Origin of the sequence: Pseudomonas marginalis, assembly GCF_001645105.1 — a bacterium.
Lineage (GTDB): Bacteria > Pseudomonadota > Gammaproteobacteria > Pseudomonadales > Pseudomonadaceae > Aquipseudomonas > Aquipseudomonas petroselini.
This window is the reverse complement of sequence record NZ_LKEG01000053.1, coordinates 111,926-134,497: the sequence shown is the minus strand read 5'-3', so window position 1 is coordinate 134,497 and position 22,572 is coordinate 111,926. Positions and strand designations below refer to the sequence as shown.

Here is a 22,572-nt window from a genome sequence, read left to right as displayed (position 1 = left end):
CGCAAGCTCGCCAACCTGTGACCCAGTCGACACTCGCAAGTGCCCGCCACCCGTCGATTCAGCTTCCGATGTGCCCCCCCCAAGGAGTAGTTTTTGTCAGAGTCCTTGGGCGTGGGGGCTTGTTCCGTTAAGATAGTCGGCTTTTTCACGGCGGGAGTCAGGCAGCATGGCGCAGCAGTATCAACCGGGGCAACGCTGGATTAGTGACAGCGAAGCAGAGCTGGGGTTAGGCACCGTTCTGGCACAGGACGGCCGCTTGTTGACCGTGCTCTATCCGGCCACTGGCGACACCCGCCAGTATGCGCTACGGAATGCGCCCCTCACCCGCGTGAGGTTCTCGCCGGGTGACTCCATCACCCATTTCGAAGGCTGGAAAATGACCGTGCAGGAAGTCGACGATGTCGACGGCCTGCTGGTGTACCACGGCCTCAATGGGCAGCACGAGCAGGTCACCCTGCCGGAAACCCAACTGTCCAACTTCATTCAGTTCCGCCTGGCCAGCGACCGCCTGTTCGCCGGGCAGATCGACCCGCTGGCCTGGTTCTCGCTGCGTTACCACACGCTGGAACACACCAGCCGCCAATTGCAGTCTTCGTTGTGGGGCCTGGGTGGCGTGCGTGCGCAACCTATCGCTCACCAATTGCACATCGCCCGTGAAGTCGCTGACCGTATCGCGCCACGGGTATTGCTGGCTGACGAAGTCGGCTTGGGCAAGACCATCGAAGCCGGCCTGGTGATCCATCGCCAACTGCTGTCAGGCCGCGCCAGCCGCGTGTTGATCCTGGTACCGGAAAACCTGCAGCACCAGTGGCTGGTGGAAATGCGCCGCCGCTTCAACCTGCAGGTCGCGCTGTTCGATGAAGAGCGCTTTATCGAAAGCGATGCGACCAACCCGTTCGAAGACACCCAGTTGGCCCTGGTGGCCCTGGAATGGCTGGTCGACGACGAAAAGGCCCAGGACGCGCTATTCGCGGCCGGTTGGGACCTGTTGGTGGTCGACGAAGCCCACCACTTGGTGTGGCATGAAGACAAAGCCAGCGCCGAATATTCGCTGGTCGAACAACTCGCCGAAGTGATTCCCGGCGTGCTGCTGCTCACCGCTACCCCCGAGCAACTCGGCCAGGACAGCCACTTCGCGCGCCTGCGCCTGCTCGACCCGAACCGTTTCCACGACCTGCACGCCTTCCGCGCCGAGAGCGAGAACTATCGCCCGGTGGCCGAAGCCGTGCAGGAGTTGCTCGACAAGGGCCGCTTGTCCCCCAAGGCCCACGAGACTATCCAGGGTTTCCTCGGCAATGAAGGCGAAGCACTGCTGACCGCCGTCAACGATGGCGACACCGAAGCCAGCGCACGCCTGGTGCGTGAGCTGCTCGACCGCCACGGCACCGGCCGCGTGCTGTTCCGCAACACCCGCGCCGCCGTGCAAGGCTTCCCGGAGCGCAAGCTGCACGCCTACCCGTTGCCGAACCCGGACGAGTACATGGAGTTGCCGCTGGGCGAACACGCCGAGCTGTACCCGGAAGTCAGCTTCCAGTCGCAGCCTGACGTCGAAGAAGAACACCGCTGGTGGCGCTTCGACCCACGGGTCGAGTGGCTGATCGACCAGCTGAAAATGCTCAAGCGCACCAAGGTCCTGGTGATCTGCGCCCACGCCGAAACCGCCATGGACCTGGAAGACGCCCTGCGCGTGCGCTCCGGCATCCCGGCCACGGTGTTCCACGAGGGCATGAACATCCTCGAGCGTGACCGCGCCGCCGCCTACTTCGCCGATGAAGAGTTCGGCGCCCAGGTGCTGATCTGCTCGGAAATCGGCAGTGAAGGCCGTAACTTCCAGTTCTCCCACCACTTGGTGCTGTTCGACCTGCCGTCCCACCCCGACCTGCTGGAACAGCGGATCGGCCGTCTGGACCGGATCGGCCAGAAACACGTGATCGAACTGCACGTGCCGTACCTGGAAACCAGCCCGCAAGAGCGCCTGTTCCAGTGGTACCACGAAGCGCTGAACGCGTTCCTCAACACCTGCCCGACCGGCAACGCCTTGCAGCATCAGTTCGGCCCACGCCTGCTGCCGCTGCTGGAAAACGCCGACGACGGCGAGTGGCAAGCCCTGATCGACGAGGCCCGTGCCGAGCGCGAGCGTCTGGAACAGGAGCTGCACACCGGCCGCGACCGTCTGCTGGAGCTCAACTCCGGCGGCGCAGGCGAAGGTGATGCGCTGGTGGAAGACATCCTCGAGCAAGACGATCAGTTCGCCCTGCCGATCTACATGGAAACCCTGTTCGACGCATTCGGTATCGACAGCGAAGACCATTCCGAAAACGCGCTGATCCTCAAGCCCAGCGAAAAAATGCTCGACGCCAGCTTCCCTCTGGGCGACGACGAAGGCGTGACCATCACCTACGACCGTAACCAGGCACTGTCGCGCGAAGACATGCAGTTCATCACCTGGGAACACCCGATGGTGCAGGGCGGCATGGACCTGGTGCTGTCCGGTTCAATGGGCAACACCGCCGTGGCGTTGATCAAGAACAAGGCGCTCAAGCCGGGCACCGTGTTGCTGGAACTGCTCTACGTCAGCGAAGTGGTTGCCCCGCGCTCGCTGCAACTGGGCCGCTACCTGCCACCGGCCGCCCTGCGCTGCCTGCTGGATACCAATGGCAACGACCTGTCCGGCCGTGTGACCTTCGAAACCCTCAACGACCAGTTGGAAAGCGTGCCACGTGCCAGCGCCAACAAGTTCATCCAGGCCCAGCGCGACCAGCTGACGCCGCGGATCAACGCCGGTGAAGAGAAGATCACCCCACGCCATGCCGAGCGCGTAGCCGAGGCCAAACGCCGCCTGGCGGCAGACACCGACGAAGAACTGGCGCGCCTGACCGCGCTGCAAGCAGTCAACCCGACCGTACGCGACAGCGAGCTGGTTGCCCTGCGCACCCAACGCGAGCAAGGCCTGGCCATGCTGGATAAGGCGGCGCTGCGACTGGAAGCGATTCGGGTTCTGGTCGCCGGTTAATAGCTACCTTCTTTCTTTGTCTTGAGGGCCTCATCGGGGGCAAGCCCCCTCCCACACGTTGATTTGTGAACGCAGTCAAATGTGGGAGGGGGCTTGCCCCCGATGGCGTCACTGCGGTCTCAAACAGCAACCGCCGCAGCAGGTACCTCCACCCCGCTCAACCCCTCTTTCATCTTCTTGGCATCCCGCACAAAGCTGCGCGACGCCTGGAACAGAAACAGCATGGTCAGGAACAACGCCACCGGAATCAGGTACATGGCGTCATGCAACCCCACCGCCTTGTAAGCCTCGGTCATCTGCTCCGCCCCCGCCGCATACATCGCCGAATGAGCAAAATGGTCGGACAAGCCCCCTACAACGATCGGCCCCATGCCGCCACCCAACAAATACAGCCCGGCAAAAAACAGCGCCATCGCCGTGGCCCGCAGGCGCGGTTCCACCACATCCTGGATCGCCGTGTACACGCAGGTGTAGAAGTTATAGGCGAACAGCCAGCCCACACTGAACAGCGCCACAAACACACCAATCTCAATGCGCCCGGCGTGCAACGCCCAGGCCGTGGTCACGGTGGAGATGATCAGGCTGAACGCGGCGAACAGCAGCCGGCCGTTGGCGACACGCTGATGGATCTTGTCGGCGATCCAGCCACCCAGGGTCAGGCCCACCAGGCCGGTCAGGCCGACGATCACCCCGGTTGCCACGGCGGCATCCTGCAACGGCATCAGGAAATAACGCTGCAACATCGGCACCAGGAATGAGTTGCAGGCATAGGTCGCGAAGTTGAAGCACAACCCGGCCAGCACCAGCCACAGGAAGGTCGGCACCGCCAGCACGCGACGGATCGGGCGGTCGACGCGTTCCTGGGAGACCTGCACGGTTTCCGCCGCGCCGCGCTTGGGCTCCTTGATATAGAACATGAACACAGCAAGGATCATCCCCGGCACCGCCGCGATAAAGAACGGTGCTCGCCAGCTGTCGAACGCCTTGACCATCCAACCGATGGTAAAGAACGCCAGCAACAGCCCCAAGGGCAGCCCCAGCATGAAAATCCCCATGGCCCGCGCGCGGCGGTGCGCCGGGAACAGGTCGCCAATCAATGAGTTGGCGGCTGGCGCATAGCTGGCTTCGCCAATGCCAATGCCCATGCGCACCAGCAAAAACGTCCAAAAACTGCCGACCAGACCGTTCACCGCCGTCAGCCCGCTCCAGGCGAACAGGCCCCACCCCATCAGTTTGCTGCGCGAGCCGGTATCGGCCAGTCGCCCGAGCGGCAGGCCAGCAATGGCGTAGACGATGGTGAAAGCGGTGCCGATGATGCCGAGCTGGAAGTCACTCAGGTGCCATTCCATACGGATTGGCTCGATGATGATCGCGGGAATGGTGCGATCGAAGAAGTTGAACAGGTTGGCGAGGAACAGCAGGAACAGAATGCGCCAGGCATTCGCCGCTTGGGTCGAGTTCTGCATGGGTCCGTCTCTTTTATTGTTATGAGAGCTGCGATGCCCGATGCATCCTGCCCGGTACCTGCAACATAGTCAGGCGGGCGAGGCTTGTCTGTAATGATTCGTAAAGCTGATAGGGCATGATTTCACCCAGCATCCTGGGACTTTCCCTACGGAAAATATAAGTTCTGCCCCCTCTTCCCAATGGCCATGGCACGGATAGAATGGCGAGCCTTCCTGTAACACCCCATTCTACTTTTCTTATCGATGACGCCCATGTCCGAAGCCAGTCCGTGTCTGAATTGCGGTGCCTGTTGTTCACACTTTCGTGTGTCTTTCTTCTGGGGTGAATGCGCCTCGTCGGGAGGCACGGTGCCCGATGACTTGGTGGTGCAGATCAACCCGACCCGCGTGGCAATGATCGGCACCGACCAGAAACCTGCGCGCTGCTGCAGCCTTGAGGGTGAAGTGGGCCAGGCCACCCGTTGCACGATCTACGAGCAGCGTTCGAGCGTATGCCGCGAATTCGAGTCCTCGTGGTACCAAGGCGTACAAAACGTCGATTGCGATGCCGCACGCGCAGCGTTTGGCCTGGCCCCCCTGGAAGCCCCCTTCGAGTTGACACTGCCCATCAGCGCTTAGCATCAAACGCTATGGGAGGCATGCCAAAATGGTTCACAGCAAAATGCCATTATTCGTGGCAAATTCCGCGAGGCTTCTATACTGGACCTCATAGGTCATCGCCGTAGGCAGTGACGTGACTCTATGACGGGACATGCTATGGAATGGCTAGGTCTGCATTTTTTTACCGCACTTCCAGAGAGCGGGCACTTATTACTCAATTGCAGTCATAACCCCTTCCTGGTACTGCTGGCCTACCTGGTCGCTTGCGCGGCGGGTTTCGGCACGCTGGACATGGCCGAGCGCGTCGGCCACGTCGAGGACCCTACCGCAAGACGCCACTGGCGCTGGCTCGGCGCTGGCTGCCTGGCCGGCGGGATCTGGTCCACTCACTTCATCAGCATGCTGGCCTTCCAGGCGCCAATCGCGATTCACTACGACCTGTTGATGACGTTCGCGTCCTTGATGATCGCCCTGATCGCGTCGCTGTTTGCCATGCAAACGCTCAGTCATTCCAGCCTACGCTTTCACCAGTATGTGCTGGCGTCTATATGGATGGGGATCGGCATCGCCTTGATGCACTACGTGGGCATGTCGGCCATGCGTTCCCAGGCCCAACTGTATTTCGACTCGGGATTGTTCCTGGCCTCGGTGGGCATCGCCATGGGGGCGAGCCTGGCCGCGTTGTTGCTGTCCAGTTACTTGCGCACGGGCACCGGCGTGTTTCATCAACTGCTCAAATACGCCGCCAGCCTGGTCCTGGGCGCGGGAATCCTGAGCATGCATTTTACGGGCATGGCGGCCCTGCAGTTGATCGTCCCCGCCGGCGCTGACCTCTCACTGCCTTCGGATAACAACCCCATTCAACTGGGCTTGTCGGTGGCGGTCATCACCCTGCTGGTCATTGGCAGCAGCATCAGCGCCGCCCTGGCCGACAAGAAGCTGCAACACAAAGAACGCGACCTGCGCCGGGTCAATGCCCTGCTCAGCGAACTGGACCAGGCCCGCGCCTCGCTGCAACAGGTAGCCCATTACGATGCCTTGACCAGCCTGCTCAATCGGCGGGGTTTCAATCAGATCTTCGCGGAAAAACTCGCCGAAAAAGCCGCGTCAAACGGGATGATGGCGGTGATCTTCCTCGATATCGACCACTTCAAGCGCATCAATGACAGCCTCGGGCATGACGCCGGTGACCAATTACTCACCGTGCTGGCCGGGCATATCAAGGGCTCGGTGCGCAGCCATGCGGATGTGGTGGCGCGGTTTGGCGGTGATGAATTCTGCATTCTGATCAGCATTCATCACCGCGACGAAGCCCGGCACCTGGCCCAGCGCATCATGCAACAGATGAAGGAGCCCATCGAACTGGCCGGCCGCCGTATGGTGATGACCACCAGCATCGGCATCAGCCTGTATCCCGATGACGGCCTGACCTGCGAAGAGTTGCTCAAAACCGCCGACCTGGCGCTCTACCAGTCCAAGGACGCCGGGCGCAACAGCCTGAACTTCTTCAGTTCCAACCTGAAAACCCGAGCCTTCCTCGAACTGCAACTGGAAGAAGAACTGCGCGGCGCCCTGCGCACCCGTAACCAACTGGTGCTGTTCTACCAACCGATCTTTGACATGAAACTGGGCAAGGTCACACGGCTGGAAGCCCTGGTGCGCTGGCAACACCCACAGCATGGGCTGCTGGCGCCGGACCGGTTTATCGGTATCGCCGAAAGCAACGGGCTGATTGCCGAATTGGACCACTGGGTGCTGCGCCAAGCCTGTCATGACCTGAGCCTGCTGTCTGACCGGGGCTATACCGAATTGACCATGGCGGTGAACTGCTCGGCCCTTAACCTGGCCCGGGATGAACTGGCGGACGAAATCGAGGATGCGCTGCGTTTCAGTGCAATTGCCGCCAACCGCCTGGAACTGGAAGTCACCGAAAATGCGCTGATGGGCAACATCAGCAGCACCCTGGCGCTGCTGCGGCAAATCCGCGCGCTAGGCGTGTCGCTGGCCATCGACGACTTTGGTACCGGTTACTCGTCCCTGGCCTACCTCAAGCGCCTTCCCCTCAACACCTTGAAGATCGACCGCTCGTTTATCCAGGACATTCCCAAGTCCACCGCCGATATCGAGATTGTCCAGGCGATTATTGGCATGGCCCATACCCTGCACCTGGAGGTCGTCACCGAAGGCGTGGAAACCCAGGCGCAGTTCGAGCTGTTGCTCAAGCATGGCTGTGATTTCGTCCAAGGCTACCTCTTGAGCCCGGCAGTGCCCGCCAGCGACATCATCGGTGTCATGCAGGGTATCAACCTGCGCAACCCACTCTATCCGCACAGCCTGGTGGGCGCCAAAGACAGCAGCACACCGAAAGAGCCTGCTCCCACGCGCAAAGGCAACACGTCCATCGTCAGGCCAATTCGCTGACGCCTAAACTTTGGCATTTCGCCATCATTTGCCTAAAGAACGCCGACGAACGGCCGATTCATCAGAGTCCGGCCAGGTTTTCCCTGAGCACAACAGGGTCAAGCCCGATCGTCCCGGACAAGGACGCACTGCAAAGTCGCGAACTCCCATTCCGTGATGGCCATTTGATACTTTCCAGCCATCCGCCCAGGCACATGGCGCACAATGACTTCTAAAAATAACTCTGCCACCGTGGTATCCGACGTGTTGCTCCCAGCTCCTGCGGAAAAACCCTCAGGTTCAAAGTCATTGAGCACCGCCCGCCCGCTGGCCACTCAGCAATACCTGTATTTCACCGAAACCAATACCGACCGCATCCTCGACAACCTCGATGGCCTGCGCGACATGGTGTTCCCTCGCCCGCCCCACCTGGAAGGCGACAGCGATCCGCGCACCGAGCAGGAATTCCCGTCGGTGTGCCTGATCGGCCTGGGCCGTTGCGGTTCGAACATCGCGCTGGATGTAGCGGAGCTGGTGTACAACGCCCGCAAGTTCTACTTGAACGAGTTCAGCAACGAAGATAAATCACAGGACAAGGGTTACAGCCCGGCCCAGTGGATCCGCAACAACCTGCGCCTGGGCAGCGGCAAGGCCAGCAAACCGGTGTTCCTGGTAGAACCGCTGGTGATGCTCGGCGACCTGGACAAGGACATCGCCGGGCGCATCCGTTTTTCGCGCAAGGGCGAGAAAAGCGGCTTCCTGCGTGACTACAGCAAGATGAAAATCATGGACCTGTCGGAGGTCCACGCCGGTGGCGCCGGTAACGCGCCGATCCTCGGCCAGTACCTGGCCAAGATCATCCTCAACAAAGACACCCAGCGTTTTTCCAGCCCCGACTGGAAGATGATCCACTCGTATTTGATCGACTCCTGCGGCATCAAGGCCAACCAGTCGCGCCTGTACTTCTCGATCTTCAGCGCCGGCGGCGGTACCGGCTCGGGCATGGCCTCGGAGTTCGGCCTGGCCCAGCAGCACTCGTACATGAACAAGACGTTCGACACCAAGCCCGCCGATGAGCACGACAGCAAGAGCGGCCACGCCTTTGTGTTCGAGCCGATCTTCACCAGCGGCATTTGTGTGCTACCGAATATCTCCGACCACCGCAGCGAAATGTCCGAGGCGCTGCACATCAACGCCGGACGGCTGCTGTGCAAATACCTGTCGGAAGAATGGGATTTCTCGTACAACTTCGCCAATGAAGACAGCAGCGAAGCCAGTGTGAAGGGCCGTATCCGGCCGTGGAACGCGATGATGCTGATCTCCAACGACATCATGCGTTATGCCGAAGAAAGCGATGACGGCAATATCCAGAACATTGACGTCAATGCCATGGAAAAACACGCCAACCAGTACATTTCCCAGCAGATCTTCAACATCCTCACGGCCCAGGCCGTGACCACCGACTACGACCAGAACTACTTCCGCCGCGCCGGTATCGACATCGGCGAAACCATTCGCCTGGATGCCAATGACCTGTTCATGAGCCTGGCCGGCCCGGTGGCGATTGCCTACGCCGAGTCCGTAGTCCCGGAAACGCCGGCACCGTCGAATGACAAATTCAAGGTCTTCGAGAAAGAGCCCCAGCGCCTGAACATCGACGACCTGTTCTTCCGCTCCATCGACCTGCCGCACTTCAACAAGGTCACCCAGGCCATCGAAGGCATCAGCTTGCTGCCGATTGAATCCAAGCGCTACAAGGCCTCCCTGGAGCAGTACAAGAACTCCGGCTACGACGCGGCCGCGCTGCATGACCTGCACTTCTTCAAGAACTGCTCGTCGGTGGTGTCCATCGTGTCGCTGCCCAAGGACTACAAGCTGTCCTACATGGACCTGAACCGGCTCAAGACCCACCTCAACAGCCTGTTCCCCAACACCACCCTCAAGCGCTACGCGCTGGTGATCGGTGCCTCGGCCAACCTGTCGTTGACCACCCTGATCGCGAAAAGCCCGTGCCTGTCGGATGACTTCCTCACGTTGATCGTGGCCTTTATCAAGCGCTGCTTTGCACGTAACCCGTACCGTTTCGATGACACGCTGGACAACTCGATCCTGGACTTCATCATCCACGAAGACTTCGATGAAGACCGCATCGACGAGTTGCTCAACGAGTTCGAAAACCCGGCAAAGATCCTCGATACCAACTGGTACGCGATCAAGCCGATGTATGAGAAGAAGTACCGCGAGCTGATCAACGACAAAGACAAGTTCGTGTCGATCAATGACATTCGCCTGTCACGGGACTGCGTGAAGAAAGCGATCAAGTACCTGCGCGAGATTTATCGTCACCGCATTGGCAAGACCAAGGTTATTTCGTTGAATAACCACACCGGTAAAACCGCCTAGGCCGCGTTGCCCTCTTCGCGAGCAAGCCCGCTCCTACAGTCGAGCGCATTTCTGCAGGATGCGCACGGTCAACGGTGCGGGCTTGCTGGCGAGTGCGGCAGTCCAGACAACAGACATCTACGGTCCCGGCACACTTGGAAACAATTGCGCAGCGATTCCGCCAGCGCCCTAACTGTTCCCATGCCGTGCACGTCACCCTCACCTGTGACCTTTCTTCACGGCAACATGCCATCACGGCGTCACCAGTTACTCCGCTACACACTTGCCACAGCAAAAAACACGCACTTTTTTCGTGCAGCCCTTTCTTACACTGCCCTTTCCTGGATCAGAATCCACGGCGATACCACCACCGCCCATAGGCTCGGATCACGTTCAACCAGGTCCAATGCCCGCGTCGCAGACACCTCGCCAAGGCTCCCTGCGGCCAGCCAGGCAGCGACTTTGTCGCGGTTGTCCTCAGCCATTCCCTCGGCAGCCTCGATCAAATCCAGGCCGGCGTCGACCCACAATAGGGCACCCTTGGCAAAGAACGGCTCAAGCTCCTTCCAGGAAATTTCGGCGGTTTCTCCGAGCAGCTTGGCATAGAGGGTGCTAGGTTCTTGCGTCATGGGTGTTCACCTTGGGGAAAAATCGGCGCAATCATAGCGTCACGCCTCAAGCAGAAAAACCCAGTTGCAAATGAGTCATCGAGAGAAAGTGTCAGGAACGCCAAGGATTGCCCGAAACTCTGGCATCACCCCGCCGCAATTCTGTCTTTTTCTTTCATTTAAGCGACACACCCGGCTTTTGCCCCCAGCAGCCAGCTTTTCAACCGATCAACCGGCGCTCTACACTGTACCGGTACAGTTGCCAGGGCACTGCCGGGGGGATATCCGAGATATCTGATCCGGTTCTGCAGCTCACAAGGCCGCTAGAACTATAAAAAAGACAACAGCAAGAGTGGAGCACTATGAATAAGGCTACTAAGCAGATTTCCAAACTGTTTGCCGCTATGGTCCTGGCTGGGGTTGCCGGCCATTCGTTCGCAGCCGACACCATCAAGATCGGCATCGCCGGGCCTAAGACCGGCCCAGTGACGCAATACGGCGACATGCAATTCATGGGTGCCAAGCAAGCCATCGCCGACATCAACGCCAAGGGCGGCGTCGACGGCAAAATGCTTGAAGCCAAGGAATACGACGACGCTTGCGATCCAAAACAAGCCGTGGCCGTCGCCAACAAAGTGGTCAACGACGGCGTCAAGTTCGTGGTCGGTCACCTGTGCTCCAGCTCCACTCAGCCAGCCTCAGACATCTATGAAGATGAAGGCGTGATCATGATTACCCCGGCGGCTACCAGCCCGGAAATCACCGCCCGTGGCTACAAGCTGATCTTCCGCACCATCGGCCTGGACAGTGCGCAAGGCCCAGCGGCCGGCAACTACATCGCCGACCACGTGAAGCCGAAAATCGTTGCCGTCCTGCACGACAAACAGCAATACGGTGAAGGCATCGCCACTGCCGTCAAACAGACTCTAGAGAAAAAAGGCACCAAGGTTGCCGTCTTCGAAGGCCTGAACGCCGGCGACAAAGACTTCTCCTCGATCATCCAGAAACTCAAGCAAGCCAACGTCGACTTCGTCTACTACGGCGGCTACCACCCTGAGCTGGGCCTGATCCTGCGCCAAGCCAAGGAAAAAGGCCTGAACGCCAAGTTCATGGGCCCAGAAGGTGTCGGTAACGACTCCATCTCGCAAATCGCCCAGGGCGCTTCCGAAGGCCTGCTGGTGACCCTGCCGAAATCCTTCGACACCGACCCGGCCAACAAGGCCATCGTTGAAGAGTTCGCCAAGAACAAGCAGGACCCAACCGGTCCATTCGTGTTCCCAGCCTACTCGGCTGTTGAAGTGATCGCTGCAGGCATCACCGCCGCGAAAAGCGAAGACACCGCCAAAGTGGCCGAAGCCATCCACGCGGGCACCTTCAAGACCCCTACCGGCGACCTGAGCTTCGACGCCAAGGGCGACCTGAAGGACTTCAAATTCGTGGTCTACGAATGGCACTTCGGTAAACCAAAAACCGAAGTTTCCCCTCAGTAAGCCAGGCGTTACTGGTCCAACAAGCCCACTGTGAGAGCAGTGGGCTTTGTTTTACGAGGTTTATGGGCCTGACACCCGCGATCCGGGCGCTGGCTCACCTGAAAATCTTAAAACCGTCACCAGCGGTTCGCTGGCAAACGCTTTGTGCAAATGTGCTCACAGAACACAGCACGGGGCCGGAACATGACTCCACCAGTGAAATGCGTATCGGGTTTTTAGGAGCGCTGTAATGCCTGAGATCTATCATTTTTTCCAACAGCTGGTTAATGGCCTGACCATTGGCAGCACCTATGCCTTGATAGCCATTGGCTACACAATGGTTTACGGCATCATTGGAATGATCAACTTCGCCCATGGCGAGGTGTACATGATTGGTTCCTACGTGACCTTCATCGCCCTTGCCGGGCTGGCCATGATGGGTATCCACTCCCTGCCGCTGTTGATGACCGCTGCGTTCCTTGCGTCGATCGTCGTAACCAGTGCCTATGGCTACAGTATCGAGCGCGTTGCCTACCGCCCCTTGCGTGGCAGCAACCGTTTGATCCCGCTGATTTCCGCCATCGGCATGTCGATTTTCCTGCAGAACACCGTATTGCTGTCCCAGGACTCCAAGGATAAATCCATCCCCAACCTGATTCCGGGGAGCTTCTCCTTCGGCCCGGGCGGTGCGGAAGAAGTCCTGATTTCCTACATGCAGATCCTGGTCTTCGTCGTCACCCTGGTGGCCATGCTGGGCCTGACCCTGTTCATCTCCCGCTCCCGTCTGGGGCGCGCCTGCCGGGCCTGTGCCGAAGACATCAAGATGGCCAACCTGCTGGGCATCAACACCAACAACATCATCGCCCTGACCTTCGTGATCGGCGCTGCGCTGGCAGCCGTTGCGGCGGTGCTGCTGAGCATGCAGTACGGCGTGATCAACCCCAACGCCGGTTTCCTGGTGGGCCTCAAGGCCTTTACCGCAGCGGTATTGGGCGGCATCGGCAGCATTCCGGGCGCCATGCTCGGTGGCCTGGTGCTGGGTGTGGCCGAAGCCTTTGGTGCCGATATCTTCGGCGACCAGTACAAGGACGTCGTGGCGTTCGGCCTGTTGGTTCTGGTGCTGTTGTTCCGTCCGACCGGCATCCTGGGCCGTCCGGAGGTTGAGAAAGTATGAGCAGATATCTTAAATCGGCGTTTTTCAGCGCCTTGCTGGTTTGGGCCGTGGCGTTCCCGGTGCTGGGCCTCAAGCTGAGCATTGTCGGCATCAACCTGGAAGTGCATGGCACCGGGCCGCTCACACTGAGCATTATTGCCCTGTGCTCGGTGCTGATGTTCCTGCGCGTGCTGTTCACCCAGCAGGTCGGGGCCGTGTTCAAGCGCAACCGTGGCCCGTTGGTGTCGCCCAAGGTCAGCCAATTCCTGACCCTGCCGCGCACCCAGCGCTACATAATCATTGCCTTGATTGCTGCCGCGTTGGTATGGCCATTTTTCAGCTCTAGGGCCGCTGTCGATATTGGCACGCTGATCCTGATCTACGTGATGCTCGGCTTGGGCCTGAACATCGTGGTGGGCCTGGCCGGCCTTCTCGACCTGGGCTATGTCGGGTTCTATGCAGTCGGTGCCTACACCTACGCGCTGCTCTCGCATTACCTCGGTTGGGGCTTCTGGATCTGCCTGCCAATCGCCGGAATGATGGCTGCGACCTTTGGTTTTCTCCTGGGGTTCCCGGTGCTACGCCTGCGCGGCGACTACCTGGCCATCGTGACGCTGGGCTTCGGAGAAATCATCCGCTTGTTCCTGCGTAACCTGACCGACATCACCGGTGGCCCCAACGGCATCAGTAGTATTCCCAAACCAACGTTTTTCGGGCTGACATTCGATAAGACTGCGGCAAACGGTGCGCAAACGTTCCACGAGTACTTCGGCCTGGCCTACAGCAGTTCGGACAAGATCATTTTCCTTTACCTCATCGCGCTACTGCTGGTGCTGGCCACGTTATTCGTGATCAACCGGCTGTTGCGCATGCCGATCGGGCGAGCATGGGAAGCGCTGCGCGAAGATGAAATCGCGTGCCGCGCACTGGGTCTGAATCCGACCTTCATCAAGCTCTCGGCCTTCACACTCGGGGCGACCTTTGCGGGCTTCGCGGGGAGTTTCTTCGCTGCGCGACAAGCCTTGGTAACGCCTGAGTCATTCACGTTCCTGGAGTCAGCAATCATCCTGGCAATTGTAGTGTTGGGTGGCATGGGATCTCAGCTTGGGGTCATCCTCGCGGCTGTGGTAATGACACTGCTGCCTGAGTTGATGCGTGACTTCAGCGAGTACCGCATGTTGATGTTCGGCGCACTCATGGTGCTGATGATGATCTGGCGTCCTCAAGGCCTGCTGCCCATGCAACGTCCACACATGGAGCTGCGCAAATGAGCCGCGAGATCCTGAAAGTCGAAAACTTGAGTATGCGCTTCGGCGGCTTGCTGGCGGTCAATGGCGTGGCCCTGACCGTGAAAGAGAAACAAGTGGTCGCGTTGATCGGCCCGAACGGCGCCGGCAAGACCACGGTGTTCAACTGCCTCACCGGTTTCTACAAGCCGAGCGGTGGCAGCATCCTGCTCGACGGCCAGCCGATCCAGGGCCTGGCCGGTCACGAGATCGCCCGCAAGGGCGTGGTGCGGACCTTCCAGAACGTGCGCTTGTTCAAGGACATGACGGCGGTCGAGAACCTGCTGATCGCCCAGCACCGTCACTTGAACACCAACTTCTTCGCCGGCCTGTTCAAGACCCCCGCGTTCCGCAAAAGCGAGCGCGAGGCCATGGAGTACGCCGAGTACTGGCTGGACAAGGTCAACCTGACCGAGTTTGCCAACCGCCCGGCCGGCACCCTGGCCTACGGTCAGCAACGCCGCTTGGAAATCGCCCGTTGCATGATGACCCGTCCGCGGATCCTCATGCTCGACGAACCGGCCGCCGGTCTGAACCCCAAGGAAACCGAAGACCTCAAGGCGCTGATCGGCGTGTTGCGTGAGGAAAACAACGCCACGGTGTTGTTGATCGAACACGACATGAAACTGGTCATGAGCATTTCCGACCACATCGTGGTGATCAACCAGGGCACGCCGCTGGCCGACGGGACGCCGGAGCAGATCCGCGACAATCCTGAAGTGATCAAAGCCTATTTGGGGGAAGCGTAAAATGCTGCAATTCGAAAACGTTTCCACTTTCTACGGCAAGATCCAGGCCCTGCACAGCGTCAACGTGGAAGTGCGCCAAGGCGAGATCGTTACGCTGATCGGCGCCAACGGCGCCGGCAAGTCGACCTTGCTGATGACCCTGTGCGGTTCGCCCCAGGCCCACAGCGGCAGCATCCGCTACATGGGTGAAGAGCTGGTGGGCCAGCAGTCGTCGCAGATCATGCGCAAGAGCATTGCGGTGGTGCCGGAAGGCCGTCGGGTGTTCTCGCGCCTGACCGTGGAAGAGAACCTGGCCATGGGCGGGTTCTTTACCGACAAGGGCGACTACCAGGAGCAGATGGACAAGGTGCTGCACCTGTTCCCACGCCTCAAGGAACGCTTCAGCCAGCGCGGTGGCACCATGTCCGGCGGCGAGCAGCAAATGCTCGCCATCGGCCGTGCGCTGATGAGCAAGCCCAAGCTGCTGCTGCTGGACGAGCCTTCACTGGGCCTGGCGCCGATCATCATCCAGCAGATCTTCGACATCATCGAACAACTGCGCAAGGACGGTGTGACGGTGTTCCTGGTAGAGCAGAACGCCAACCAGGCGCTGAAAATCGCTGACCGTGCCTATGTGCTGGAAAACGGCCGGGTGGTGATGCAGGGTACGGGCGAGCAGTTGCTGACGGATCCGAAAGTGCGTGAGGCGTACCTGGGCGGCTGATAAAGCCGATCGGAAAAAGCCATGAGAGGAGCCGGGAAACCCGCTCCTCTTTTTTTTTGCGGAAAAACAAAAGATTTTCCCTACAGGCTTGTAACGATTTTCTCCGTACCGTCTCTAGAGGTGTACGCAGGCACCCATGCCTGCCACCTCAACCCACTGCTGGAGATACACCATGACTACCAAACTGTCCGCCGCTACCCTGGTACTGGCACTCGGTTCGGCCTTGAGCCTGTCCGCCCTGACCACCACCGCCCACGCAGCCGACGACATGCAGAAATGCTTCGGTGTCGCCGAAGCGGGCAAAAACGATTGCGCCGCAGGCGCCGGCACTTCCTGCGCCGGCACCTCGAAAACCAAAGACCAGGCCAACGCCTGGAAACTGGTCCCAGCCGGCACCTGCCTCAAGACCCCAAGCTCCACCTCGCCGACCGGCTTCGGCCAGGACGCAGCCTTTACCGCCAAGTCCTGATCCCTCGCGAAACCTGAGTACTGATGATGACTCTTTCATCCCTGCAAGCCGTCTCCCAGGCTCAGGCGCCCGGCCTCCCACGCAGGGCCGGGCTAGGGCTCAAGCACGAGCACTTCGTTGAAGTGCTCGAAACCGCACCCGATATCGGTTTTTTTGAAGTGCATGCCGAAAACTACATGGTGGCCGGCGGCCCGTTTCATCACTACCTGGGGTTGATCCGCGAGCAGTACCCGCTGTCATTGCACGGTGTGGGCCTGTCCATCGGTGGCGAAGGCCCGCTGAACCGTGAGCACTTGGCGCGGTTGGCCACGCTGATCGAGCGCTATCAACCCCACTCCTTTTCCGAACACCTCGCGTGGTCCAGCCACGGCCCGGTGTTCCTCAATGACCTGTTGCCCCTGGCCTACGACAGCGCCACCCTGCAACGGGTGTGCGAACACGTGGACCAGGTACAGAGCACCCTCAAGCGGCCGATGCTGCTGGAGAACCCGTCGACCTACCTGCAGTTCCAACGCTCAACCCTGGACGAGACCGATTTCATAAGCGAGATCATTCGCCGTACCGGGTGCGGCCTGTTGCTGGATGTGAACAACGTCTACGTGTCGTGCATCAACCACCAGCTCAACCCACTCACCTACATCGATGCCCTGCCGTTGCACGCCGTGGGTGAAATTCATCTGGCCGGTTTCGCCGAAGACGCTGACAGCCTGGGCGACCGCCTGTTGATCGATGACCACGGTTCGCCCATCGATAACGCCGTGTGGCAGCTCTACGAACAAGTACTGGCACGCATCGGCCCGATGGCGACGCTGATCGAACGGGACAATCAGTTGCCGGCGTTCGGCGTGCTGCTGACGGAAGCTGAACAGGCCGACTGGCATCTTTCGCAGGTGATCCCATGAGCCTTCATGACGACTTCACCGCGGCCTTGCTGGCGCCGGAACAGGCGTGTCCGGATGGGTTGTTCAGCAGTAACGGTGCCGATCCAGCCAGTCGCTTCGCGGTGTATCGCAACAATGTGCACAGCGCGCTGATCAACGCATTGGTGGTGGCATACCCGGTGACGCTGCAACTGGTGGGCGATGAATTCTTTCGCGCAATGGCGAGCGTCTACGTGCAGGGGCACGCGCCGACCAGCCCATTGATCAGTGAGTACGGCAGCACGCTCGCCGATTTCATCCAGGGCTTCGAACCGGCGGCCAGCGTGCCCTACCTGGCAGATATTGCCCGTCTGGAGCGCTTGCGGGTTTGCGCGTATCACGCGAGCGACAGCCACCCCTTGGATCAACAGGCCGTGCTGCTGGCATTGCAAGATCAAGCAGACCTGGGAGCGCTGCGCCTGCAACTGCACCCGTCCGTGGGCACCCTGGACTCCGCGTATGCGGTCGTGACGGTGTGGGCGGCGCACCAGACCGAGGGCGGCCTGGCGACCCTGGACCCGTGGAACGCCCAGAGTGCGCTGGTATTGCGCCACGGGCTGGAGGTCAAGGTTTTCGCCATCAATCGAAGTTCAGTGGCGTTTATCAACAGCCTTGCCCAAGGCCTGACCTTAGAAAAAGCCGTGGAACACGCGCTCGATGCGTCACCCGACTTCGATCTGCACCGATGCCTCACGCTGCTGATCAGCCACAGCGCCATCACTCATTTGCATCTAAAACACAAGGTATCGCCATGAACACTCACCCTTCATACCTGATCAAACGGGTCATACAACTCTTCGAGCAAATTCCCTACAGCCTGATTGCCTTTGTCGCGCGCTTTTCCATTGCCGCGGTGTTCTGGAAATCCGGGCAAACCAAAGTCGAAGGCTTTGCCATTGATTTGATCAGCGGTACTTTCCAGCTCGGCACACCGAAACTGGCGGCTTCGACACTGCCGCTGTTTCGCAGTGAATACCATGTGCCACTGCTTTCGCCTGAAGTGGCGGCGCCTATGGCTGCGTTTGCCGAGCACTTTTTCCCGGTGCTGATCCTCGTCGGGTTCGCCACGCGCTTTTCGGCCTTGGCCCTGATCGGCATGACCCTGGTGATTCAGCTGTTTGTCTACCCGGACGCCTACCCGACTCATGGCACCTGGATTGCGCTGCTGTTACTGCTGGTGGCCAAAGGGCCGGGACGTGTGTCCATCGATCACCTGATCGCCCGTTGCTACACTTAAAGCCGATCCAGCGCCTCGCCGCTGCGCTTGAACCAATCCACCAGGTAGTCGGCCAACACCTGGGTGCGACGCGGCAGGCCGCCCTGATAGGGGTGCACCAGGTACATCGGCATGCTCCGCGTTTGATAATCGCGCAGGAGCCAACGCAATCGGCCGTCAGCCAATTCCGCCGGCAGTACATAGGATGGCAGGCGCGCGATACCCGCGCCCACCAGCGCGGCCTTTTTCAACAGGTTGTAGTGATTGGAGGCAAAGGTGCCACTGACCCGCACCCGCAACAATTCGTGCTGCTGGTGGTACAACCATTCCTCGCGACCGCTGTAGTGACTGTTGAGCAGGCAGATATGCGCGGCCAGGTCAGCCGGCGTCTCGGGTTCACCATATTGCTCAAGGTAGGCCGGGCTGGCGCAGGTCATCTCATGCCAGGCCAGCAGCGGCTTGGCCACCAGGCGCTCGTTTTCAATCGCGCCTGAGCGTACGCCCAGGTCAAAGCCGTCCCGGGCCAGATCACGGTAGCGGTTGTTGAGCTCCAGCTCGATCTGCACCTGCGGATACTGTTTGGAAAACTCCAGTAACAAGCCATCGAAAAAGGTTTCGCCCAGCGACACCGGAACCGTCATACGCACAGGCCCGGCCAGGTCATCCTTAAGCCGAGCCAGTGCCTGGCGGGCGCGATCCACTTGCACCACCAATGCCTGGGCCTGGGGCAGCAACGCCGCACCCGCGGCAGTCAGGCTGAGTTTGCGCGTGGTGCGGTGCAGCAATACCACGGAAAACTGCGCCTCCAACTGGCTGATCCGCTTGGACAGCTGCCCTTTGCTGCAGCCCAGTTGCTCGGCGGCCAGGGTGAAACTACCGGCTTCTATCAGTACGGCAAAGGCCGCCAGGTCATCCATCTCGCTCATGGATTGTTTCCATTTGAAAACCAAAGGTTGCCTATTAGCGCGTTTATCCACCCAAAAAGCCACTCTAGACTGACCCTTCACTTACCCCCTGGAGGAACAGCACCATGAAAATCCTATTGATTGGCGCCAGCGGCACGATTGGCTCGGCGGTCAAGACCGAACTGTCTCAGCGTCACGAAGTGATCAGCATCGGCCGCAGCGGCGGCGACTTCCGGGTGGATATCAGCGACAGCGCCTCGATCCGCACACTGTTCGAACAGACCGGCAAGTTCGATGCCCTGATCTGCGCAGCCGGCAGCGTGAACTTCGTGCCGCTGGGCGACATGCGCGAAAGCGACTTCGAGCTGGGCCTGCGTGACAAGCTGATGGGCCAAGTCAACCTGCTGCTGATCGGGCGTGAATATGCCAACGACGGCGCCTCGTTTACCTTCACCAGCGGCATTCTCAACCGCGACCCCATCCGCACCGGCGCTTCGGCTTCGTTGGTCAATGGCGCCATTGACGCCTTCGTAAAAGCCGCCGCAATCGAATTGCCGCGCGGCCTGCGCGTCAACTCCGTCAGCCCGACCGTACTGTTGGAAGCCATGGGCAGCTATGCGCCGTACTTTCGTGGCTACAAACCGGCGCCCGGCGCCGAGGTGGCATTGGCCTACGCGAAAAGTGTCGAAGGCTTGCAGACGGGTCAGACCTTTATCGTTGGTTAAATCGGATGCCTGTCGGAATTGACTGAAGCTGGCGACCGGGGTTGTGATGCAACGCAGGTCTGCGTAACGTGGCGGCACTTGTCTGGAGACCCGATAATGCGTGCCGCCCATAGCCTTGCCCTGTTTGCCTTGCTTCCCCTGTTCGCCGCCTGCCAGATGTTCGACAGCGAGCCGGCAAAGCCCTCTCTCGCGGGACTGACCCGTATGCAGGGCGAACTCACGGCGGTCGGCGGCAAACTGTTGTTCCAGCCGTGCAACGACAAACGCAACTATGTGGTCAACGACACCAGCGGCACCAGCATCCTGCAGGAGGCGGCCTCCCTGGCCGGCCAGCAAGGTGCGCTGTTCGCTGACCTGCGTGGCCAGTTCTCCGGCGTTGCCAGCGGCACCCAGGGCAGCGTGGACCTGCAACAGCTCTACCGCATGGAGCGCTCGACCTCGGCCTGCAACGACCCGGACTTCAAACGCACGATCCTGCGCGCCAATGGCCACAACCCGGCCTGGTCGATGAACGTCACCGCCAAGGGCATGGTGCTGCAGCGCGAAGGCCAGCCGCCACTGGCGGTGCCTTATGTGGAAGAGCAAATCGGCGAAGGCCGCTTCAACCTCATGACCGAAGCCAACAACCAGAAAGTCGAACTTTGGGTGGCCCCGCAGCGTTGCGTCGACCCGGTCAGCGGCAGCCTGCAGCACATGAGCGCCGAGTTGCGCGTCAACGGCAAGGTGCAACGGGGTTGCGCAGCGTTTGGCGGTTCGCGCGACGACTGACTGGACCCCTGTGCTTTTTTAACCTGACGGGAAACGGCCTTTGGGGCTTATAATCGCCGGTTTGCAAAACAGCCGGCCTCATTGCCCGCCGCCCACCGGATCCTGTCATGTTACGAATCACCGAACTCAAGCTGCCCATCGACCATCCTGAAGAGGACCTGCGGCCTGCCATCGTGCAACGCCTGGGCATCGCCAGCGATGACCTGCTCGACTTCACCCTGTTCAAGCGCAGCTACGACGCCCGCAAGAAGTCGTCGGAGTTGTGCTTCATCTACACCATCGACTTGAACGTGAAAGGCGAAGCCGCCCTGCTGCTCAAGTTCGCCGATGACCGCAACGTCAACACCGCACCGGACGTCAGCTACAAAGTCGTGGGCCATGCGCCGCAAGGCCTGACAGAACGCCCTATCGTCGTCGGCTTCGGCCCCTGCGGGATCTTCGCCGGGCTGTTGCTGGCGCAAATGGGCTTCAAGCCGATCATCCTCGAGCGCGGCAAGGAAGTGCGCCAGCGCACCAAGGACACCTGGGGCCTGTGGCGCAAAAGCGTACTCAACCCCGAGTCCAACGTGCAGTTCGGTGAAGGCGGCGCCGGGACCTTTTCCGACGGCAAGCTGTACAGCCAGATCAAGGACCCGAAATTCCACGGTCGCAAAGTCCTGCACGAGTTCGTCAAGGCCGGCGCGCCGGAAGAAATCCTTTACGTCAGCAAACCACACATCGGCACGTTCCGCCTGACCGGCGTGGTAGAAAACATGCGCGAGCAAATCATCGCCCTCGGCGGTGAAGTGCGCTTCGAACAGCGGGTGACCGACGTACTGATCGAAGACGGCCAATTGAACGGCGTGGTCGTCGATGGCGGCGAGCCAATCCTCTCCAAGCACGTGATCCTGGCCCTGGGCCACAGCGCCCGCGACACCTTCCGCATGCTCCATGGTCGTGGCGTGTACATGGAAGCCAAGCCGTTCTCGGTGGGCTTCCGCATTGAACACCCGCAATCGCTGATCGACGCCGCACGCCTGGGTAAGTATGCCGGGCACCCGAAGCTCGGCGCTGCCGACTACAAGCTGGTGCACCACGCCAAGAACGGCCGCTCGGTCTACAGTTTTTGCATGTGCCCAGGCGGTACCGTGGTCGCAGCCACGTCAGAGCCGAACCGCGTCGTGACAAATGGCATGAGCCAGTACTCGCGTAACGAGCGCAATGCCAACTCCGGCATCGTGGTCGGCATCACGCCTGAGGTGGATTATCCGGGTGGCCCGCTGGCAGGTATCGAATTGCAGGAGCGCCTGGAGTCCCACGCCTACATTCTCGGCGGCAGCAACTATGAGGCGCCCGCGCAGTTGGTCGGTGATTTCATCGCCGGCAAGCCGTCCACGGCGATTGGCAGTGTGGAACCGTCCTACAAACCCGGCGTGTCCCTGGGAGACCTCGCCCTGGCCTTGCCGGACTTCGCCATCGAGGCGATCCGCGAAGCGTTGCCTGCGTTCGAGAAGCAGATCAAGGGCTACTCGCTGCACGATGCGGTGTTGACCGGTATCGAGACGCGTACCTCATCGCCGCTGCGGATTACCCGCAACGAATCGATGCAGAGCTTGAACGTGAAAGGCCTGTTCCCAGCCGGTGAAGGTGCGGGTTATGCCGGTGGGATTCTGTCGGCGGGTGTGGATGGGATTCGGATTGCCGAGGCATTGGCCCGGGATATGTTGGGCATCGAAGCCTAAAACACCGCGATCCAAATAT

Annotated in this window: 19 protein-coding genes; 16 read left to right on the top strand and 3 right to left on the bottom strand. The window is 60.2% G+C overall.

Annotated elements, in window-relative coordinates; all coding sequences use genetic code 11:
* Positions 1-166 precede the first annotated feature (166 nt).
* Positions 167-3,013 carry an RNA polymerase-associated protein RapA gene (rapA, locus tag AO064_RS25475; protein WP_064054998.1) on the top strand — a complete coding sequence of 949 codons (2,847 nt, stop codon included), beginning with the start codon at positions 167-169 and terminating at the stop codon, positions 3,011-3,013.
* Between the two features lie 119 nt (positions 3,014-3,132).
* Here rapA and AO064_RS25470 read toward each other — a convergent pair whose 3' ends face one another.
* The gene (locus tag AO064_RS25470; protein ID WP_064054997.1) at positions 3,133-4,479 is read right to left on the bottom strand and encodes a spinster family MFS transporter; all 1,347 of its coding nucleotides are present in this window, start codon (positions 4,477-4,479) and stop codon (positions 3,133-3,135) included.
* 252 nt (positions 4,480-4,731) lie between these two features.
* On the opposite strand from AO064_RS25470, the gene AO064_RS25465 reads away from it, so the two are divergent.
* From AO064_RS25465 to AO064_RS25455, 3 genes are all read left to right on the top strand, one after another.
* Positions 4,732-5,097 carry a YkgJ family cysteine cluster protein gene (locus tag AO064_RS25465; RefSeq protein WP_012722657.1) on the top strand — a complete coding sequence of 122 codons (366 nt, stop codon included), beginning with the start codon at positions 4,732-4,734 and terminating at the stop codon, positions 5,095-5,097.
* 138 nt (positions 5,098-5,235) lie between these two features.
* Positions 5,236-7,500 (top strand): putative bifunctional diguanylate cyclase/phosphodiesterase, encoded by a 2,265-nt coding sequence (locus tag AO064_RS25460; RefSeq protein WP_064054996.1) that lies wholly within the window; start codon positions 5,236-5,238, stop codon positions 7,498-7,500.
* Positions 7,501-7,704: 204 nt separating this feature from the next.
* Entirely contained in the window at positions 7,705-9,882 is a 2,178-nt protein-coding gene (locus AO064_RS25455; RefSeq protein WP_012722655.1) for a hypothetical protein, read from the top strand.
* Positions 9,883-10,187: 305 nt separating this feature from the next.
* Here AO064_RS25455 and AO064_RS25450 read toward each other — a convergent pair whose 3' ends face one another.
* On the bottom strand, positions 10,188-10,490 hold the full coding sequence (locus AO064_RS25450) for a DUF2288 domain-containing protein (protein ID WP_010212359.1): 303 nt from the start codon (positions 10,488-10,490) through the stop codon (positions 10,188-10,190).
* 341 nt (positions 10,491-10,831) lie between these two features.
* Between AO064_RS25450 and AO064_RS25445 the strand changes: the two genes are divergently transcribed.
* From AO064_RS25445 to AO064_RS25405, 9 genes are all read left to right on the top strand, one after another.
* Positions 10,832-11,959, top strand: coding sequence for a branched-chain amino acid ABC transporter substrate-binding protein (locus tag AO064_RS25445; protein WP_064054995.1), 1,128 nt, complete (start codon positions 10,832-10,834; stop codon positions 11,957-11,959).
* Positions 11,960-12,188: 229 nt separating this feature from the next.
* On the top strand, positions 12,189-13,112 hold the full coding sequence (gene livH / locus AO064_RS25440) for a high-affinity branched-chain amino acid ABC transporter permease LivH (RefSeq protein WP_064054994.1): 924 nt from the start codon (positions 12,189-12,191) through the stop codon (positions 13,110-13,112).
* Complete coding sequence (locus tag AO064_RS25435; RefSeq protein ID WP_064054993.1) at positions 13,109-14,362, top strand: high-affinity branched-chain amino acid ABC transporter permease LivM; 1,254 nt, start codon at positions 13,109-13,111, stop codon at positions 14,360-14,362. The genes livH and AO064_RS25435 overlap by 4 nt, the downstream gene beginning before the upstream one ends.
* A complete protein-coding gene (gene livG, locus AO064_RS25430) occupies positions 14,359-15,126 on the top strand; it encodes a high-affinity branched-chain amino acid ABC transporter ATP-binding protein LivG (RefSeq protein ID WP_012722652.1) in 768 nt (255 codons plus the stop codon). Before AO064_RS25435 ends, livG begins: the two co-directional genes overlap by 4 nt.
* A gap of 1 nt (position 15,127) precedes the next feature.
* Positions 15,128-15,829 (top strand): ABC transporter ATP-binding protein, encoded by a 702-nt coding sequence (locus AO064_RS25425; protein WP_010212366.1) that lies wholly within the window; start codon positions 15,128-15,130, stop codon positions 15,827-15,829.
* A 172-nt stretch (positions 15,830-16,001) separates the two neighbouring features.
* Entirely contained in the window at positions 16,002-16,298 is a 297-nt protein-coding gene (locus AO064_RS25420; protein WP_064054992.1) for a BufA1 family periplasmic bufferin-type metallophore, read from the top strand.
* Positions 16,299-16,321: 23 nt separating this feature from the next.
* Positions 16,322-17,200: an MNIO family bufferin maturase gene (bufB, locus tag AO064_RS25415; protein ID WP_064054991.1), complete on the top strand. Its 879-nt coding sequence runs from the start codon at positions 16,322-16,324 to the stop codon at positions 17,198-17,200.
* Positions 17,197-17,973 (top strand): HvfC/BufC N-terminal domain-containing protein, encoded by a 777-nt coding sequence (locus tag AO064_RS25410; protein ID WP_064054990.1) that lies wholly within the window; start codon positions 17,197-17,199, stop codon positions 17,971-17,973. Before bufB ends, AO064_RS25410 begins: the two co-directional genes overlap by 4 nt.
* Positions 17,970-18,455 (top strand): DoxX family protein, encoded by a 486-nt coding sequence (locus AO064_RS25405; RefSeq protein ID WP_064054989.1) that lies wholly within the window; start codon positions 17,970-17,972, stop codon positions 18,453-18,455. Before AO064_RS25410 ends, AO064_RS25405 begins: the two co-directional genes overlap by 4 nt.
* On the opposite strand, the gene AO064_RS25400 is transcribed toward AO064_RS25405, so the two are convergent.
* The gene (locus AO064_RS25400; protein ID WP_064054988.1) at positions 18,452-19,360 is read right to left on the bottom strand and encodes a LysR family transcriptional regulator; all 909 of its coding nucleotides are present in this window, start codon (positions 19,358-19,360) and stop codon (positions 18,452-18,454) included. The two genes, AO064_RS25405 and AO064_RS25400, sit on opposite strands and share 4 nt — an antisense overlap.
* A 104-nt stretch (positions 19,361-19,464) precedes the next feature.
* Between AO064_RS25400 and AO064_RS25395 the strand changes: the two genes are divergently transcribed.
* The 3 genes from AO064_RS25395 (at position 19,465) to AO064_RS25385 (ending at position 22,553) form a co-directional block, all read left to right on the top strand.
* Complete coding sequence (locus tag AO064_RS25395; RefSeq protein WP_012722646.1) at positions 19,465-20,064, top strand: short chain dehydrogenase; 600 nt, start codon at positions 19,465-19,467, stop codon at positions 20,062-20,064.
* Positions 20,065-20,160: 96 nt separating this feature from the next.
* The gene (locus AO064_RS25390; RefSeq protein WP_046036654.1) at positions 20,161-20,832 is read left to right on the top strand and encodes a COG3650 family protein; all 672 of its coding nucleotides are present in this window, start codon (positions 20,161-20,163) and stop codon (positions 20,830-20,832) included.
* A gap of 107 nt (positions 20,833-20,939) precedes the next feature.
* Positions 20,940-22,553, top strand: coding sequence for an NAD(P)/FAD-dependent oxidoreductase (locus tag AO064_RS25385; RefSeq protein WP_064054987.1), 1,614 nt, complete (start codon positions 20,940-20,942; stop codon positions 22,551-22,553).
* The last annotated feature ends 19 nt before the right edge of the window (positions 22,554-22,572 follow it).

Bases quoted from the DNA above. Each gene is read 5' to 3' on its own strand.
- AO064_RS25450 (WP_010212359.1), bottom strand. From the start codon at position 10,490: ATGACGCAAGAACCTAGCACCCTCTATGCCAAGCTGCTCGGAGAAACC.
- AO064_RS25470 (WP_064054997.1), bottom strand. From the start codon at position 4,479: ATGCAGAACTCGACCCAAGCGGCGAATGCCTGGCGCATTCTGTTCCTG.
- bufB (WP_064054991.1), top strand. From the start codon at position 16,322: ATGATGACTCTTTCATCCCTGCAAGCCGTCTCCCAGGCTCAGGCGCCC.
- AO064_RS25390 (WP_046036654.1), top strand. From the start codon at position 20,161: ATGCGTGCCGCCCATAGCCTTGCCCTGTTTGCCTTGCTTCCCCTGTTC.
- AO064_RS25420 (WP_064054992.1), top strand. From the start codon at position 16,002: ATGACTACCAAACTGTCCGCCGCTACCCTGGTACTGGCACTCGGTTCG.
- AO064_RS25400 (WP_064054988.1), bottom strand. From the start codon at position 19,360: ATGAGCGAGATGGATGACCTGGCGGCCTTTGCCGTACTGATAGAAGCC.
- AO064_RS25410 (WP_064054990.1), top strand. From the start codon at position 17,197: ATGAGCCTTCATGACGACTTCACCGCGGCCTTGCTGGCGCCGGAACAG.
- rapA (WP_064054998.1), top strand. From the start codon at position 167: ATGGCGCAGCAGTATCAACCGGGGCAACGCTGGATTAGTGACAGCGAA.
- AO064_RS25455 (WP_012722655.1), top strand. From the start codon at position 7,705: ATGACTTCTAAAAATAACTCTGCCACCGTGGTATCCGACGTGTTGCTC.
- AO064_RS25460 (WP_064054996.1), top strand. From the start codon at position 5,236: ATGGAATGGCTAGGTCTGCATTTTTTTACCGCACTTCCAGAGAGCGGG.
- AO064_RS25425 (WP_010212366.1), top strand. From the start codon at position 15,128: ATGCTGCAATTCGAAAACGTTTCCACTTTCTACGGCAAGATCCAGGCC.
- AO064_RS25435 (WP_064054993.1), top strand. From the start codon at position 13,109: ATGAGCAGATATCTTAAATCGGCGTTTTTCAGCGCCTTGCTGGTTTGG.
- livG (WP_012722652.1), top strand. From the start codon at position 14,359: ATGAGCCGCGAGATCCTGAAAGTCGAAAACTTGAGTATGCGCTTCGGC.
- AO064_RS25405 (WP_064054989.1), top strand. From the start codon at position 17,970: ATGAACACTCACCCTTCATACCTGATCAAACGGGTCATACAACTCTTC.
- AO064_RS25465 (WP_012722657.1), top strand. From the start codon at position 4,732: ATGTCCGAAGCCAGTCCGTGTCTGAATTGCGGTGCCTGTTGTTCACAC.
- livH (WP_064054994.1), top strand. From the start codon at position 12,189: ATGCCTGAGATCTATCATTTTTTCCAACAGCTGGTTAATGGCCTGACC.
- AO064_RS25445 (WP_064054995.1), top strand. From the start codon at position 10,832: ATGAATAAGGCTACTAAGCAGATTTCCAAACTGTTTGCCGCTATGGTC.
- AO064_RS25395 (WP_012722646.1), top strand. From the start codon at position 19,465: ATGAAAATCCTATTGATTGGCGCCAGCGGCACGATTGGCTCGGCGGTC.
- AO064_RS25385 (WP_064054987.1), top strand. From the start codon at position 20,940: ATGTTACGAATCACCGAACTCAAGCTGCCCATCGACCATCCTGAAGAG.